Source organism: Candidatus Zixiibacteriota bacterium, from assembly GCA_016933955.1.
GTDB lineage: Bacteria > Zixibacteria > MSB-5A5 > GN15 > PGXB01 > JAFGTT01.
In genome coordinates this window covers 190,860-207,994 of the sequence record JAFGTT010000036.1, presented here as the reverse complement: position 1 = coordinate 207,994, position 17,135 = coordinate 190,860, and the positions used below count along the sequence as shown (strand labels likewise).

At 49.6% G+C, this 17,135-nt stretch carries 15 protein-coding genes; 5 read left to right on the top strand and 10 right to left on the bottom strand.

The genetic code is table 11. The features are described from left to right. Positions 1 to 140: 140 nt before the first annotated feature. The 4 genes from JXQ28_13610 to JXQ28_13595 form a co-directional block, all read right to left on the bottom strand. The gene (locus tag JXQ28_13610; GenBank protein ID MBN2278769.1) at positions 141 to 422 is read right to left on the bottom strand and encodes a winged helix-turn-helix transcriptional regulator; all 282 of its coding nucleotides are present in this window, start codon (positions 420 to 422) and stop codon (positions 141 to 143) included. Between the two features lie 249 nt (positions 423 to 671). Beyond that, complete coding sequence (locus JXQ28_13605; protein ID MBN2278768.1) at positions 672 to 1,337, bottom strand: methyltransferase domain-containing protein; 666 nt, start codon at positions 1,335 to 1,337, stop codon at positions 672 to 674. Between the two features lie 49 nt (positions 1,338 to 1,386). After that, positions 1,387 to 1,740, bottom strand: a complete 354-nt coding sequence (locus JXQ28_13600) for a DsrE family protein (protein MBN2278767.1) — start codon at positions 1,738 to 1,740, stop codon at positions 1,387 to 1,389. A 214-nt stretch (positions 1,741 to 1,954) separates the two neighbouring features. Then, positions 1,955 to 3,715, bottom strand: coding sequence for a thiol-activated cytolysin family protein (locus JXQ28_13595; protein ID MBN2278766.1), 1,761 nt, complete (start codon positions 3,713 to 3,715; stop codon positions 1,955 to 1,957). A gap of 336 nt (positions 3,716 to 4,051) precedes the next feature. Between JXQ28_13595 and JXQ28_13590 the strand changes: the two genes are divergently transcribed. Next, on the top strand, positions 4,052 to 4,639 hold the full coding sequence (locus JXQ28_13590; GenBank protein ID MBN2278765.1) for a tail fiber domain-containing protein: 588 nt from the start codon (positions 4,052 to 4,054) through the stop codon (positions 4,637 to 4,639). Positions 4,640 to 4,871: 232 nt separating this feature from the next. Further along, positions 4,872 to 5,132, top strand: a complete 261-nt coding sequence (locus JXQ28_13585) for a hypothetical protein (GenBank protein ID MBN2278764.1) — start codon at positions 4,872 to 4,874, stop codon at positions 5,130 to 5,132. A 306-nt stretch (positions 5,133 to 5,438) separates the two neighbouring features. Here the strand turns inward: JXQ28_13585 and JXQ28_13580 are convergent, their stop codons facing one another. Next, a complete protein-coding gene (locus JXQ28_13580) occupies positions 5,439 to 5,906 on the bottom strand; it encodes a hypothetical protein (GenBank protein MBN2278763.1) in 468 nt (155 codons plus the stop codon). 354 nt (positions 5,907 to 6,260) lie between these two features. Between JXQ28_13580 and JXQ28_13575 the strand changes: the two genes are divergently transcribed. Next, the gene (locus tag JXQ28_13575; GenBank protein MBN2278762.1) at positions 6,261 to 6,908 is read left to right on the top strand and encodes a class I SAM-dependent methyltransferase; all 648 of its coding nucleotides are present in this window, start codon (positions 6,261 to 6,263) and stop codon (positions 6,906 to 6,908) included. A 453-nt stretch (positions 6,909 to 7,361) separates the two neighbouring features. Here JXQ28_13575 and JXQ28_13570 read toward each other — a convergent pair whose 3' ends face one another. Together JXQ28_13570 and JXQ28_13565 are read right to left on the bottom strand one after the other, a co-directional pair. Beyond that, positions 7,362 to 7,532 (bottom strand): hypothetical protein, encoded by a 171-nt coding sequence (locus JXQ28_13570; GenBank protein ID MBN2278761.1) that lies wholly within the window; start codon positions 7,530 to 7,532, stop codon positions 7,362 to 7,364. Between the two features lie 47 nt (positions 7,533 to 7,579). Further along, positions 7,580 to 10,219 carry a cation-translocating P-type ATPase gene (locus JXQ28_13565; protein MBN2278760.1) on the bottom strand — a complete coding sequence of 880 codons (2,640 nt, stop codon included), beginning with the start codon at positions 10,217 to 10,219 and terminating at the stop codon, positions 7,580 to 7,582. Between the two features lie 593 nt (positions 10,220 to 10,812). Between JXQ28_13565 and JXQ28_13560 the strand changes: the two genes are divergently transcribed. Both JXQ28_13560 and JXQ28_13555 read left to right on the top strand, forming a co-directional pair. Continuing rightward, complete coding sequence (locus tag JXQ28_13560) at positions 10,813 to 11,355, top strand: hypothetical protein (protein MBN2278759.1); 543 nt, start codon at positions 10,813 to 10,815, stop codon at positions 11,353 to 11,355. Positions 11,356 to 12,340: 985 nt separating this feature from the next. Continuing rightward, on the top strand, positions 12,341 to 13,354 hold the full coding sequence (locus JXQ28_13555; protein ID MBN2278758.1) for a methyltransferase domain-containing protein: 1,014 nt from the start codon (positions 12,341 to 12,343) through the stop codon (positions 13,352 to 13,354). A gap of 343 nt (positions 13,355 to 13,697) precedes the next feature. Here the strand turns inward: JXQ28_13555 and nrfD are convergent, their stop codons facing one another. Genes nrfD through JXQ28_13540 form a run of 3 tightly spaced genes read right to left on the bottom strand, consistent with a single transcriptional unit; the run spans position 13,698 to position 17,123 of the window. Further along, positions 13,698 to 15,629, bottom strand: coding sequence for a polysulfide reductase NrfD (gene nrfD, locus JXQ28_13550; protein MBN2278757.1), 1,932 nt, complete (start codon positions 15,627 to 15,629; stop codon positions 13,698 to 13,700). Continuing rightward, positions 15,622 to 16,425 carry a 4Fe-4S dicluster domain-containing protein gene (locus JXQ28_13545; GenBank protein ID MBN2278756.1) on the bottom strand — a complete coding sequence of 268 codons (804 nt, stop codon included), beginning with the start codon at positions 16,423 to 16,425 and terminating at the stop codon, positions 15,622 to 15,624. Before JXQ28_13545 ends, nrfD begins: the two co-directional genes overlap by 8 nt. Further along, positions 16,425 to 17,123, bottom strand: a complete 699-nt coding sequence (locus JXQ28_13540; protein ID MBN2278755.1) for a hypothetical protein — start codon at positions 17,121 to 17,123, stop codon at positions 16,425 to 16,427. Before JXQ28_13540 ends, JXQ28_13545 begins: the two co-directional genes overlap by 1 nt. Positions 17,124 to 17,135 lie beyond the last annotated feature (12 nt).

Below are 17,135 nucleotides of genomic sequence, written 5' to 3'. Positions count from 1 at the left end.
TGAATGCTCTTTTACGTCGCCATGACAGTCCTTGATTTGTTCCGGCGTACAGTCTTTTGGTTTGCCTTTGAGTTTCTCTGGCTTCTGACAACAAGTGTCTTTGTTACACATGTTATTTCTCCTTGTCTTTGTTGCGGTTTCTAATCATCCGACTCCAGGAGACCTGCCACTACCGTAGCCCACGAGGCCAGGGTCTCGGTGTTGGCCCGGTAATGAACGAAATAGCCCCGCTTGTCGGCGATGACGGCGTTGGCATCGCGAAGAATGCGAAGATGTTGTGATACTGCCGCCGGAGTAATCTCCAAAGCGTTGGCGAGGGCAATGACACAGAGCGCTCGCTTCTTCAAAAGGTTGAGCATTCGTAATCGTGTTTCAACAGACAGGACTTTGAAAATACGGGCCTGAGCCGAGGAATCAGTCACGGGATCTCCTATAATTAAGTATCATCGCAGATACTTTAATGAATTTACAGGTAAAAGTCAAGAGTAGACGATAGTCTGTTCTTGGATAATGTTTCGGGATACTCGATTAGATCGCAGCTTGTAGTCCTAATTGATTACTCTTCAAAACACTTGATTCAAGCCTGAAAAAGCAAACTGCTCTCGAAACGTGATTTTAACAGAAGCTTTGGGGAGACTGTCTCGGATATGAATGGCGTGAGTTTCTGACTCTCAAGGCTGTTTCCGTGAGTGATCAGATCTTTTCTCAAACAGGAGACCAATAAACCCCGCCTCCGGAATGATCCCCGCCGTTGCATCCGGCTCCGCTGTCGGCTTCTGATCTGGTCGCCGGAATAGTGCACTCGCGGTCCGAATGAGCTCGAATCCTGATGTTTTGACTAATTTCAGTGTCTCTTCCATAGTGCGAAAGCGAGCCAGGGAGTAGATCAAATGCCCCTCACCAGCTTTACGGATGTATTCTCTGCCCCAAGGACTGTCGGAAGGTATAATCCCGAGTAACAGCCTTCCTGAAGGACAAAGAACCCTGCGGCATTCACTCAAGGCTTTTTCGGCATCGTTTACGAAGCAGAGGGTGAGCGCCATCAAAATGCCATCAAATGCGTTTTCAGGAAATGGGATTTGTTCAGCTGTCCCCGGAGTAACATGGATACCACGTCTTTTTGCAATCTCGATCATCGGCGCGGACGGGTCGATACCTTCCTGCATACCCAGTGCAGCCGCAAAGCGGCCGGTTCCAACGCCTATCTCAATCCATCGCCCCTCAAATTGGGGGCTTACTGACCGGAGACACCTGAGCTCGGTTTCGAAGATGGCTCTGCCTTCCGGTGAATCAAACCACTGGTCATATTCCTCGGCGATGGAATCGAATGAGGACATCAAGCCAGGCTCCCCGCCACGAACGCCCCTGGGTTTGGCGAGTGACACATCAGAAGGTCAATATCTTGTCCGCTTCGACTGTCCATTTCGCCAACTGTTCCATATTGCTGATTTCCACGCCATCGATGAGCGGCCGCTTGTTGACTCCACGCGCTTCCGAGCAGCCTCCGCAGGCTTTAACATGGCCACCGTTTTTGATAACTGCCTTGAGCATCCGCTCAATGTTGTAGTAGCCGTTCGATGTTGTCTGTCCGGGCAAGGCGCAGGCAACAGAGTCAGCCATAAGAAACACATAGACCTCGTTATCGCCGGGTTGCTTCTGAACAGCCATCGCCATGCGAGGGGCATTGTATGCTTTTTCAGTGCCGTACGGCGCGTCGTTAATTATAAAGAGAATTTTCATAGTCTGCCTCCCACTGAATCAGCAATCTTTGAAATGCTAAACTTTATTTTGGCCCCCAGCCCGCAATATCATCCGTACTCACCCCGTCGGTGACACATTGATGTATCAGGGCCATAGCATATCTATCTTGATAGGCAGATGAGCATGCCTGCTTTTGAGGCAGCCTCCCCTCGTCTGCCGCATTCTAATTAATGCATATTCAAAATCGGTTCCACTATTTCCTGTATGCCACTCCGAAGCAGAAATCTCTGATCCAAATGTCATTATCGCCCGAATCTTCGTTGAATTTAAACTTCGTTATCGGCACCGCTGAGACCACTCCTATAAAGCCGTCTATATGATTGGGATATTCCGCTATTTTCTGGTCGCCGTAAAAGACTTCCAGCTTTTCCTCAGCAGTATACTCACCGTTGTTCCCGACAATGGTGCCGACGGCAAAGATATAGCAGCTATCCCGAAAATCCGAAGCGACAATTTGAAAGTCATCGTCCTCGCAGTTGCCCACATCTCCGATACTGATGATATTGGAGGGGGCGCCGCTGAACTCGTCGTCATCGAACGTCAGCGGATACGGGCAATTGAGTTGCAGGGCCGTCAGGGCAAACGCAAAGTCATAGCCGGTATTTTCAGGAGGAAACGTAATCGTCGCGTGTCCCAGATGGGCGTTGATCGCAGGTACCCACCATCCCTGGAGTTCGGGAGATAACAACAGGTTGGTGCCGTTGGTTTCGAAATAAATGTTGATGGTGCTGTCAGGTATCACCGAGAAGGCATTCTTCCATTGGGTCCAATCGGTATAAAACGACGCGGTCGCCTGGACACACTCCTTGACTTCGTAGGTAGTGGTTTCGCCGACCTTGGCCACCGAGTTGTCGGCCAGATTGTTCAGGACATAACCGATCGGAAAGGCCGTCACGAGGTCGGGTGAATCCGTGAAATAGGTACTGATGTCGCCGCTTCTGATAAGCGCCAGGGCATCGGCGTCATCGCCACCGAAGGTGACCACTTCCATCTCCGAATTCGCCAGGATCGATTGATATTTGGCATTCATGGTAACCCCAAAAGACCCGTACGTAGCTTTCAGGGCATTGGTCATGTCGACCACCGAAGAATCGGAACTCATGGTCAAAAGCATGATCCGGCCCCACTGAATACGCGCCACATAGACCGGCAGATTATCGGGCCCAATATACCCCAGGCTGACCTGCTGCTGAAGGACATCCTCGGTAAATGCATCAGAAAACATATCCGCGGGGGTCTGCGGTAGAACAATATAGGTCTCGAACATGAATTGCTTGAAATAGGCCATGAGCGTGTTTTTTTGCTGGACGGACGACAAATCAAGCTTGTTTTTGATAGACGCTCCCATGTACTTGGCCGAGAGCCCGAGACTCAGCGCCGCCTGCTCGACGGAATATGTCCGCTTTTGCGTAAAATAGACGCTCGAGCCACCATGGTAACCGCTGTCGACGGCATTGGAAATCAACGTGCCGATAGCCTGCCCGACTGTGGTCGGATCGGGATTATAAACAGTGGTGCTGATACTGTCGCCGGTGAGGAAATTCACGCCGATCTTGAGCGGCGCCCGTTGACGGATTGGCAGTTCTTCCATCGATCCCAGGCCGCCAGCATAGCTGTCGCCCTGAATCAGCGCTCCCAGCCAGAGAATGTTTGAGAAAGTACCGTAGGTCACCACCTGTTCAGGCGTCTGGGTTATCGAACAGGGAGTGGTGCGGCAGAACAGCCCCCCATCGATATTCTCCACCGTTGCGCCGGTGGGACCGTCCGCATCAGCAACCGGCGGGCAAAAATTGTCCCATTCCGGCAGGCTATTCATATATGTGTTCACATCGGCCATCGTCGCACTGGGCCCGGTGGAACTATCATCACCGCCACATCCCGACATGAAAATACCGATGAAGAGAAACACAGTGAGAGCGGTCAGTATGCGCCCTGATAGAAACGCTGAATTCATAATCCTACCCTCTCTGTTAGAGTTTGGTGTAAGAATCCAAGGATGTCGAGCCTTAAGAACTGTATTGTAAATGCCTTAACAGCTTAAATTATATATTATAATTCAAAGAGTCAAGTAAATAAGATGTCAAGTTGTCGGAATGTATTACACCATTTACAGTCAGGCGAGGATCGACATTAAAAACCACCCGTCGTGGAAGTTTTTTGGCCTCCTCGACGCAAGTAAAAAAGCCCGCCCTTTTCCTCAGGCGGGCTTTGACTTCAATGGCAAAAAGAACTTATTTCTTGTACGATTATTTTTCGCACTGAATAACGACACCGCCGTCCCGGAAGTCGAATGTCCTTCCCGATGACCCGCCCCCGGACAGCAGGGTTCGAGACCGTCTTTGAAAACGAAATTAATCAGATAGACGGCATCGCCGACGTTGGTGTTACCGTCGCAATTGACATCGTCTGCTTCGGGCGGTTCGGGATCTGGCCGGCCTTTCAGATGGGTTTCAGGGTAGTTCGCACAATCGTTCGGATTCCACCCCATGGGGCGTGCGACCCCTGCTATAAGGAAAATATCCAAACAATCTCCTGTGCCTTGGCCGAGATTGACAAACTTCGAGGTGTCAGTTTCAAGTGGAAGAAAGACAAATATCCTGAACATGAATTCGATGATAAACCCCAGTTAGGTCTGATTGCCCAAGAGGTCAAAGAGGTGTTCCCCGAGTTGGTGATGCAGGACAATGACGGATATTGCTCTGTGGATTATGTCAAGCTTACTCCGGTGCTGATCGAGGCGGTGAAAGAACTGAAGATCGAAAATGATGCTCTTAAGGTCCGATTGACCCATTTGAGGTCACTGGTGGAATCGATTCTGGCACAACAGGATGGCAGTAATGGCGATGGAGCAACAATAGCGGGCGAAATTTCGAAATAATAGGCTTAATATAGCATTACAAGCCAATAGGTCGTAACGACAGCCCTCGTTAATGCAATATCTTCCAACGACTTCCGTCGATAATGGCATAGCAGGCTTTAAGTCGAAACCGGAATGGACACAAGTTTGGAGAGAGTGAAGTGGGGGCCGCCATTTGTATCCCATTGTTTGCCATTAGATTACGGCCACAGCCGACTCTCTTGGCAACCATGGGACAGATGAAGGAGGCAAGTTGAAGGAAACTGATACGACGCATTGGCGTAGCCCCAATACCGGGGCTACCAATGAGAGTGGCTTTACAGCGCTACTTGGTGGCTGCAGAGACGCAACAGCTGACTTCCTCATTTTATATGAATGCTCTTTTTTCTGGTCTTCTACAGAGTATAGTGCTGGTAAAGCATTGTACCGAACCATGTGGTACGATGAATCATATATCAGCTGCGACCCGTACGATAAGGCTGCCGGGTTCTCGATTCGGTGTGTGAAGGATTAGGTTAACCATCATTACCGAACTCAATGATCATACAACGACCTCCACATGCTGTAGAGCAGTAAGATCTCACCGTAAATGTGAACTCAACCGGAGTTTGGGGAGAGTGATATCGGAGCGGCTTTATTATTCCGGTTCTAGCCTGCTCTTATAAGTTCTGCTTATTGAACAGTCAACCCCGCATATTTTGATAAACCGATGCATTGCATCGGTTTAATGCTTTTCGGGAAACCTTCCCAAAAGATGGGTTGCCCGGCTATAGCCGGCAGTCACTCAAAAAGTTCTCAAATCGCAAAGCTCCGGGCGTGATTATCGTCGTGTCAACGACACCACAAACTGGCCCTGGTTATCGTCAAACACCCAGTCGTTAATCAGGAGTTGAAGATCATCACCGGTCGCGAACGTACTGTCGAAGTCTATACCGATCAGGAAATAGTCTTCTCCCATATATCCGATGAGAGCCATGAACGGCAGATTGCGGCAGCTGGGTTCGGTCGTCACGTATTGACACGTCGCGATACCATCGGCGTCGGTCCACAGGTCGCAGTCCAGGACCACTCCGCCCGGATTGGAATTGACCGAGTCAGTAGTCGTGATCTGAATGCGTTCACCATCGGAAACGGTAATCGTGACGCCCACCGAATCAGTGGCGAGGATGGTGTAGACAGACGGTGACGGATCATTGTTACCGGAGGAGCTTGGCGAATCATCGGAACACGCATTCATAAGCAGTCCTGCCACAATCAGACAAAGTACAACGGCCCAGTACCGTTTCATCATAACCTCCTTCTGTTTCGTTAAAAGATAGATCGTGAAATGAAAATTGTTGAAACCTTTCAAATATTATCGATTAAACTATAAGAAATACTTTTGATCATATCAAGTTGTTTATGTTATAGATTCAATATATTTTTCAGATTGTGATATTTTCTTAATTTCAAAGTCTCACGTTTAATCTTGTCCCGTTTGATAAGGATCTTCCGAGTATAAATCCTCAGTGGAATTGCCTGCCCGGGCTCAGGCCGGTTTTTTTTGTAGCGCAATTCAATTAGCCATCATATATTAGGCAAAAGACAGCTCTGTCTTTGCTCAGGCAGGAGTTCGAAGTTGATTATGTTGGATGGGTATTAAGTGATAGACAATAAGCATAGTGCGCATATCGACGCCAAAGACCGCTTCATGCATGGCACTATTTACCACATGCTCTGGGATCGACCGTTGGCTGTGGCTCGCAGGAAGGTAATTGACATGATACCGAGTGCGTCATCTGTACTGGATATTGCATGCGGCACCGGTGAGCTTTGTTTTGAGCTCGCCGCACAGAAGAATTGCCGCGTCCTCGGCATCGACCTGTCTCTAAGGATGGTCAAATTCGCCCGGAAACGCAACCGATATGACACAGTCCACTTCCAATCCTGCGATGCCGCTGATCTTGCCTGTTTCGAGCCACGCGATTTCGATTTCGCTACGATGCTGTTTTTACTCCATGAGGTTCCCAGGCCAATTCAGATCGCAGCTGTAAAGGAGGCGTCGCGTGTTGCAAAAAAGATGGTCATTGTCGATTCGCTGGCCCCTCTTCCTAAGAATATCCACGGGATGGCTTTGCGTATGGTGGAGGTTATAGGTGGACCGCAGCACTACAGGTCGTTCGCCGACTATCTGGAAGCCGACGGCATTGGCGGCATTCTAAAAGATTCCTCTATCAAGGCAACAATCACTCACCGTTCCGTTTTCTGGTATGGGTGTCGGGAAATGGTTATACTTGAGAGTCGGAATTAAGAACGGAACCGAAATCTGCAAAATAGTGTATCCCTGGCATAAGCAGACCATGCATAATGGCCAGTAGACGAAACAAATAACTGGACCACTAATGCAATACTTTCCTACGACTTCCCCCGATTCTGGCATTGAGAAGCCCGATTGGGGAATAAAAAACCACAATATTTGGGGGAAAATGATATTGGGCCAGCTTTTTTATTCTATTGCAGATCAATAGGTTACAACCTGCAATCCCTTGCAAACCTCACTCTCCCAATACCCTCGGCCTTGCTTGCTGCCGAATGTCAATGGTCCCTCACAACATTCTCTGTTTTTGACTTGACGACTTTACTTGATCCTTTCACACGGATGATTCTACCTGAAGTGTTGTACATCCGAACTTCCTGAGGAGCACTCGTGAATCCCAGAAAAGCAGTACCGAAGAATCTGGAGGTGTCTCCTTCATCTACCGCGTCAATCCTCTGGACCTTCGGTTTTGGATTCGAGTGGGTCGGACTCGGCATCCTCGTCCGCCCTATCATCTCCAGTGTCGCATTGACCGCCGGTGGTGTCATCATCTCGAATTTGAGTTGCCGAGGTCTTATCCTCCACGTCTTCTTTTTTCTCGTTAGCACATCCAAGCATGAGGCCCGCAGCCAAAGTCAAACAAATGAGCAAGAGCAGTAACCTCTTCATCGATTCCTCTCTCTTTTGCTAATGTATTTGATAACTACAAGCTTCTTGAGTTCCGCGGCAAAGAAGACTATCGCGGATAGTCCAAAGGTAATCAGCACTTCGGTAAGGCTGAGCGGGGCCGTGTGGAACACGGGGTTCAGCAAGGGGATATAGATAACGGCCAACTGCAGTGCGACCGTCAGCACAATAGCAGCCAGGAGCGCTTTGTTGGTCAGGATCCCTCGCTTGAGAAGGGATTCTTGTTCGGATCGTATCGAGAAAGCGTATCCCAATTGGCTGAAGCAGAGAACAGTCAATACCATCGTCTGCCAGTTTTCGATTCCAGCCATAATGGCCAGCTTCTGAGTCGTGATGGTGACGAGCCCCATGAGCAGTCCTATCCAGATGACGTCGACTGCAAGCCCTTGGGCAAATATGCTCTCATCGGGAGGCCGTGGCGGCTTCTGCATGATACCCCGCTCGGCCGGTTCGGATGCCAGCGCTAATCCCGGAAGTCCATCTGTGACGATGTTTATCCAAAGAATGTGGATCGGCAAGAGTGGAATGGGCAGTCCCAGAAACGGGGCGATAAATAATGTCCAGAGTTCGCCGGAATTGCTGGTCAAGGTGTATTTGATGAACTTACGGATATTGTCGAAAATGCGACGACCCTCCCGGACGGCCTTTACAATGGTTGCGAAGTTGTCGTCCAGAAGGATCATATGAGCGGCCTCTTTGGAGACGTCGGTGCCCGTAAGCCCCATTGCGAGGCCTATGTTAGCACGTCGTAAGGCGGGAGCGTCATTGACACCATCGCCGGTCATGGCCACATATTGTCCTTTGTTCTGAAGGGCCTTAATGATCCTCAGCTTCTGTTCCGGGGCAACCCTGGCGTAGACTCGAATATCCTCTACTCGCGATTCAAATTCGTCCGGGGAAAGGCGGTCCAGCTCTGCTCCGGTTATGGCAATACCGGGCTGTTTTTCGGCGATGCCGACACGTTCCGCAATCGCCAGAGCCGTCACCGGATGATCACCGGTAATCATGACAGGTGTAATGCCTGCTGATTTGCATAGCTTCACCGCTTCAGCCGCCTCGTCCCTGGGCGGATCCATCAAGCCCGCCAGGCCCAAAAAGGTCATCTCGGCTTCTACATTCTCGGCGTTCAAATCTTCCGGAAGTCGGTTCCACAGCCGCAGACAAATTCCAAGTGTTCGTAGTCCTTCGCTCGCCATGCGCTCGGCGGTTTCCATTACCCGATCACCGTCCAATGGCTTCGTTTCGGACGATGACTGGCGGTCGACGCAAAGATCAATCATCGACTCCACGGCGCCTTTGGTAAACGAAATGAAACCGCCGTTCTCCCAGCGATGGAATGTTGTCATCCGCTTGCGTGCGGAGTCGAAGGCTACTTCGGCCACCCGCGGATAACGTGTGACCAGCTCGTCCTTGTCGAAGCCGGCTTGTCGAGCCATCATGTAAAGAGCTGTCTCAGTTGGATCCCCGATAAGTCCGCCGTCTTTATCAACCGAAGCGTCATTGCTCAGCGCCATGGCAGTCATCAGTAGGTGATGTTTTTCGAGGCCCCGCATTTTTTGATCGGGATCGGCGGCCGAGAGGACTTCGTTGTCCACGAAGAGGGCCTCAACGTGCATTTTGTTCACAGTCAGGGTACCGGTTTTGTCCGAACAGATATACGTGACCGATCCAAGCGTTTCGACAGCCGGCAGTCGTCTGATCAGTGCATTTTGTTTGACCAGTTTGCGGGCTCCGAGAGCGAGCGATATGGTCACAACAGCGGGCAGGGCCTCCGGGATCGCCGCAACCGCAAGTGAAATGGCGGTCAGGAGAATCAGCAGTGGTTCTTCGCCACGAAGAAGCCCGGCAATGAAGAACACTGCACACAGAAGCAGGACGACGATGGCGAGGTTTCGGCCAAACCGCGCCAAGCGTTGCTGGAGCGGCGTTTTGACCTCCTCTTCGCTTTGAAGCATCCGGGCAATCTTACCAAACTCCGTGGCCATGCCGGTCGCAACGACAACACCAATCCCTCGACCCAAAACGACGGGCGTACTTTTGAACGCCATGTTGGTACGGTCAGCAACAGGCAACGAATCGTCGAGCAATGCGTCAGAGATCTTTGAAACCGGCGTCGATTCCCCCGTTAATGCTGATTCATCGACTTTCAGACTAATGGTCTCTATCAGCCGTAAGTCCGCGGGGACAATTCTGCCGGTTTCCAGGATTACAATATCTCCCGGGACAAGTGATGAAGCCGGAACGGTAGCCGTGGCGCCGTCCCGCAGGACGATGGCCTCGGGGGCCACCATCTTTTTGAGAGCGGCCATGGCCTTTTCAGCTCGGATCTCCTGCACAAAACCTATCACCGCATTCAGGATTACTATCACGATGATCGCAACGGTATCGCCGATATCACCCGTCAAGCCGGCGACGATCGCTGCACCGATGAGTACGGTGATCATGAAGTCCCTGAACTGATCGAAAAACATAGCCAAACGCGTCCTTTTGGACTTTTCAATCAGCTCATTTCGACCCGATTCGGAGAGCCGCTCGTTTGCATCCTGAGAAGTGAGGCCCGTTCGGGATGTGCGTAATCTCTGAAATACCTGTTCTTCGGCGAGGTTAAACCACGCTATGGAGGTGTCGGGTTTGTTCGTTAATCTGGAATTCACTTTGCTCCTTCTTCAGTTGACCGTTCAAGCGGCTCGTGTCCCGCCATAAGCGGCTGACGGTATGCCGATCTGCGACATCGTGCTGGTCAGTTAGATAGTAGTCGACTACGGGCCGAAGGTCAACAACTAATGCAAGCTAGGGCCAAGGCCCGCCCGTTTTGGCGCAGGACGTGTCGCTGACTATGTGATTGTTTTCCAACGGGTTCTACTTACCATGGAATAGCTCAGTTTGACCTGAAAGATGAATTCCACAGAAGTTTGGGGGGAATGAGTTCGGGGCTGCTTTTTATCATGTTATATATCTATAAGTTACAGTATTACAATAAAGAGTTCTTGTTCCGAATAGCATAATAGCCAATTATTGAATCGAGTATGCGGTGAATAATGAAAAACAATTATGTTAATATTACTGCCATCCCCCGCTTTTGTTAAAAATCCGTTTAGAATACATTAGTTGTTGGCAAAATCCAAGCCAAGCTACGATCTGCCGGCAACTACTCTTATCAAGACTCGTATTAACAGGTAAAAGAAGAAATTATGACACGAAAGGTTTATGTATGAAGATGATACCAGACCAACCCGGAACGGTCCTGCAATGGAAACGTTTGAAGGGAATTTCTCCTGCCGCATACGAGCTTTATCATGGACATGATTTACTGGCTCGCCTGTGCTGGACAAAGCCATGCGGCTCATTGGCAACAGGAGAATCGACAAATGGTACATGGTCACTCAAACGCATAGGTTTCTTCGCAACACAGGTTTCGATCAGGAGGGAAGGGTCCGAATCCGATCTTGGTCTGTTCACCCCCAACTGGAAAGGGGATGGAAATGTTACGATTGAGGGCGGCAAGACTTTTCACTGGAAATCGGATTCATTTTGGAAGGCTAATTTTACTTTGACAGATGAAGCCGGGAATGTGGTTCTGTCGATGGGTCACGGGGGTTTTGCCACTCTTGAGATGGCACAAATTACTATTGGATCTTCAAAGATAGATAATTCGACTTTAACTCTTCTGGCAATCCTTGCGATGTATGTTGGCGTGCTGGCTATGGAAGACGGAGCCTCTATGACAGCAATAATAGCCGCCTGCATTTCCTAATGGGATCAAAGTCCTTTTTAATTTAACCGGTGTAACCGAGATAAGCGGAAAGCCCTTTCACTGTGCTTCAGTTGATCAACTTCCAACGCGTTCCGTTTTCTGTTGAATACGACGTCTTTACTCCAAAGTCGAATTCCACAAAAATTTAGGGAGAGTAATATTGAGGCCGTATTTTTGTACATGTCCCTTTGGCGAAGATATCAAACGGATTTCTGCAGGTGGGATAAAGAGTCGTGTCTTTTAACAGACATTTTGATGGCAAAGAACTGAGTCCTCTTCGGCTTTGACTGGAATTTCTTTTAATGGAATAAACATTTAAAATTGTATCAAACGACGACCGAAATAAATTCCCAACCCGGTACCTACCATACTGAGAATAAGGGCGGTCATCAACCCGATATGATCACCAATCCACCAGCCCAACCAACTACAAAGAATTGTTATTAATGTCAATATAATCTTCTTCATACTATTGACATTCGGATTTTGAAAAGGAAAACTTTAAAGAACAATATGTTGAAAACATTCACAGGCGACATAGCCACCCTCCCACCATTTGCTTTTCATCTGATTATCTTCCAATGACTTCCACCGCTTATCACATAGACTGACAGTGTTGTAAGCTCAAAGCTCACAACGTTTTTCCGGGAGTAATATTGGGGTTTATTACAATAGGACTAATATGCTATTTGAAAACGATATTGCCACCGGTTTTCTCAAACAATAAAAAGTTGCGGAATCCGTCAAATTGCCCCCGCTTTTTGTCCCAGGCTGAATTCAAGGCAGAAAGTACTGTCTATTGAGCTGTCAACCCCGCTTTTATTATGTCCCCCTGATCATGATATTTTTTTATTGTAAAATATTCGATAATTTAATATACTTTGAGAGGTATCAGCAACTCGTTTTTTATACATTAGCTGGTCAATAAGTGGAGTAAGGGGCAGACTAAGGCGTTTGCCAGTCACAAATTGGATGGAGTTTTCTAATGCCGGAGTTCTCCGAAGCCGAGAAACAACTATTAATCGGGATCAGGAGCATCGTGCTCAGAAGGGAGCCGCCCAATAAATCTGTCCTCGATGATTTTGGAAAGCAATTCTTCGGCGATGATCTTGTGGATTGGACCGAAGCCTACGATAGCCTAATGGCTAAGGGTCATCTTCAATTCGACAATGGTCTCTATTCCTTATCGGACGAGGTCGCCCAACTGGCGGCGGAGTTTCGCAAAAGGAAGATGAGTTCCGACTTCGATGAATGGATGATTAAATCTTATGAGTGCAAAACCTACTCGCGTTTCTGTGAACTGGTGTATGGCATCGATCTCTGCCAGTGCAGCATAGTCGACAGGAAACAATTGGACATACTTATAGAAGTACTTGATCTGACTCCCGCTAACAGCGTACTCGATCTTGGTTGTGGAATCGGCAGAATTACCGAATATTTATCCGACATGACAGGGGCGAGGATCATGGGAGTGGATTTCGCAGAGGGTGTTATTGATCGAGCCAACAAACGAACCGCGATGAAACGGGACCGATTGTCTTTCTGCGTCGGTGATATGAATGATCTTAATTTTCCTTCTAATTCGTTTGACACAATCGTTGCGTTGGACACGCTCTATTTCGTTGATGATCTCGATAAGGCAGTAGGAGCAATGAAGAAAATTATTGGCAATGCCGGACAGATGGGCTTGTTCTACAGCCAAATTATCAAGCCGGATGAATCAAGAGATTTTCTCGATGCGGATTCCACCAGGCTTGCAACGGTTCTGCACAATAATGGGCTTTCATACCGGACGTGGTGTTTCACGGAAAATGAGTATGAGATCTGGCGCAAAGAGAAGAAAATAGCTGAGGAATTGAAAAACGATTTTAAGAGGGATGGATATATGGATTTATACGAAAGTCGAGCCAACGAGGCTGAACAACTGGTCGAGATAATTAAAGACAGGCGGGAAAGCCGACACCTTTACCACATAAAATCCATCGGCTCCGAAGATTAGGCTGATACTCACACGAACATATGTGTGATCTATTTCCTTCGGCAGGACAATGGACATGCTCCCAGGATGATGTATTTCTGATAGCGCTTCTCGGTGGTTCGGATTATCCAAATGGCGCAAGGCTTTCGACTTGGGTTGAGACTATTGATCGTGGGTGTGGCATAACTGGACATAGAACTCAAAACCCACAAAAGTTCAAGGTGAGTGATATCGGGGCCGCTTATTAATCTGAGATCGCCTGACAAATCCTCCCGCAGCCCCAAAATCAACCTTGGAACTTTTTACCCGCATATATAATCAATAAAAAACCCTTCTAATATTTGGAAGGGCTTTTACGATCCGATTATAAAATCCTGGGTTCCGGTAGTGGTCGTGATCGCAAAGATTCATGACATGTTTGGCAATCACCAAGATGCGGTTTGTTGAGTTTGGCCGCTTCCTTCTTGTGACATTCCACACAGGTCAGGTGCATTGCCTCCATAAACGAATTGGCCTGTTTCAGGTCTGTATCCGGGAGCGGATGATCTGTCAGGAACATGTCTTTATCGTGACATGACATGCAGTCTTTGACGTTAGCCGCCGTTTTCGGGCTGTCGTCCGGGTGACATTGCAGGCAGGAATGATTTTCAGGGTGCCACCCGGCCAACCGGACGTCCTCGGCCACGAAAGCCAGGTGTTCCTCGTGGTTGAAAATACACGAGGGCGCGTTCATGTGGCGATGACAGCGCGAACAGGGTGTCGATTTATCATTCGGAAGGGAGATGTGGTGGCATTTTTCGCACGAGGTGGAATCCCCCAGGCGTTTTTGATGTTCGGCGTGGGCAAACTCGGTTTTCAAACCACTGCGATTTCCATCGATATTCAAGACCTTCCGTTCCATGTCAACCCCTGCCGCAGGACGGACCAATTGAGGAGTATCGTTATAATACGGGGGATACATCAGGACAAAGCCCAGCGGGATAATGAACACGGCAATCAGTGAAACCCGGTGCAGGCTGTCGGTCAGCGCCGTGTTCCATAACTGCCGCAGGTTCCCGAAAGACAGTCGAAACAAACCCGCCTGACTTCGTTCGGCCGGAGGATGTTCGCTGAAAATAGAAAAATGCTCGGCGATAAAAAAGAAAACCAATCCGGCCGCGGCTACAACGCCCAACGTTACCGCCCATTCAATCAGAGACGGGAAATAAAGCTTGGCGGCACTATGGAAATAGCCGAAAATGCCGACATCGAGACGATTCAATGCCAGACCCAGCGCGGCCGATCCCGCCGCGATACCGACCCCGACCGGGGATCTGCGGGTAGCAGGCAGGACCATCAGTATAATCGGAATTACGGCGGCCAGGCTCAACTCGACCAAGTACAGCCAGCTCTCCCAGGTTCCGGCCAGAAGCGCCTCCCAACCACCGTGGGCGAACAGATCAATGATTTTCAACCCGAGATAGAGACCGAGAATCCCTGCGGCAATACTTGCCAGGGAACGGATATGCGGCATCTCAGAACCCTCGGGACCCTGCCGGAGTACACTGGTGGTCAAACCATTGATGACGCTGATAACAGGTGTCGGTTTGTCGACTTTGGGACCGAACACCGCATCGCTGTCGTACCATCGCGCCCAGAGAATTCTGATCAACACCACCACCATCAGCCCGGCGCCCATAGTTGAGACAATAAACAGAAACGGCAGCCAGGGAGTGTACCAGAGCGCGTGCAGGCGTTGCGGCGTTACCAGAAAGAGCGAACCGAGGGAGGAATGGTGCAGGCTCGAGAGCGAGATACCGATAACGACCACAACAAAGGCAATACGATGTAATATTTTTACGATTTTTTCAGTGTTAAAATGTTCAAATATGGTTGGGGCCAGTTCGATAGCGGTTACCGTGAAATACAGAAGAACACACCAGAAAACCTCAAAGAGAAAGGAGTTGATATTCCACATGAAAATGGGATGCCAGAATCGGTGCGGAAGTCCGATATCGAACAAAAGGGCCAGGCAGGAACAGCCATAGCCGAGAAAAGCGATTAAAATAGCCGGTTTCACGTAAGGCCGGAAACGTTCCAACCGCAGGACATAAACCAATAAGCCAACCATGAAACCGCTGGTGGATAGAGCTACCCCGCCGACCATATTGAGAATTTTCCAGAAACCCCAGGGAAGCGAATCGGAAAGATTGGTGGTCGCGCCCAGCCCGAACCAGAGCCGGAACGCGGCCGCGACCAGTCCTGCGAGGGCTATAATCCAGAGGACGTCCTTAAACACCCGGGTGCGCTTAGTCACGGTCCACCTCCTTTGTCGACTCGTCGGATGATTGCCGTCGGCCGCTCTTGTCATCTTGTTCCCCGGCCAGTTTATTACGCCGCTTGATAACCCAGTTCAGGCTGACCAATCCGACCGCCACTCCCAACCCGATAAACGGTGTTTTGTGAACGAGCGGTTCGGTTAAAGACGGAATCGACTTCGGCTCCGCAGTCGGCCAGCCAAGTGAGGCCAGGTCAACATCGGAAATATACATCACCGAAGTACCCCCGAACTCCTTTTCACCCCAGATATGATTTTGATAACGATCCGGGTTTTCTCTGATTCTTTTTTCAGCCTCAAGGAGAAGTTTGTCGCGGTCACCGAAAATCAGCGCACCCTCGGGGCAGGCCTCGACACAGGCTGGTTGCCGATTTTGTTCCAGGCGGGCAGAGCACATGTCACACTTGACCATGAAGGGCAGGGTTTTTTCCCACTGGTAGCGCGGGATCTGGAAGGGGCAGGCCAGCATGCAATAGCGGCACCCGATACATTTGTCGGCGTCGTATACCACCGGACCCTCAGGTGTTTTTGTAAGTCCGCCGACCAGGCAGGCTGAGACACAGCTCGGCTCCAGACAATGCATACAACTTTTACGCGCGAACCGGCCGTCGTCAACCTTCAACACGGTCGAGAGGCGATGAGCCGAGAGACCGTCGGGAGTCACGGCCCGGTCCCTTTCGGCGAGTCGTAAATCGAGTTTATTCTGTTCAATGCAGGCGTAAACGCATTTCTCGCAGGCGGTACACCGAGTAACATCGATTAATATACCATACATCAGACTTTTGCCTCCTCACCAAAAAGGGCCTCTGCCACTTTGTCGCCGGCGCCGGGTCGAAGTTGCCAGTGGAGCCCGGATATGCGGTCAAAAAAGAACAGCACGATATGCGCCAGTTTCGTGAAAGGGATCACGAGAAAAAGCAGTTCCGCGCTCAAAATATGAAGCAGGAACATCGCCTCCCACGAAATTGGGTTAAACGAGGGATGCGAAGCCAGGAATCCGCTTACGAAAGGAATGAAAACCAGAATTAAAATATTGTAGTCCGAGCGCATGCTCATCGAGCGAATCCTCTGCGAAAAAGTTCGATAACAAAACAGGAAGATTACGCAGGCGATAGTGAAGACAGTCAAAAAGTCAGCCAGATCGTATCCGATTTCCGGCAGGTTGAAACCGAAAAACTTTTCCCAGAGAGCGATATGGTCGGCCAGAAATAACGGCACCATGATTATCCCGATATGGAACAAAAACGAAACCGTCGAGAAGAACTTGGTGCCGGGAATCAGGTGTTTTACCGGGACCACCCAGCTGGCGGTCTCGGTGAGAATTTTGCGCCAGGGGGCGTTGCGCAGGCGCCGCCCCTTACCGGTGATGAGGGTATAGACCTGAATCACCACCAGGCGCAAGAGGCCGAGAATCATAATCATAAAAGTTAAGGCGAACAGGGGACCCTTCGCAAAATCAATCCATGGTTCCATAGGTATCCTTTC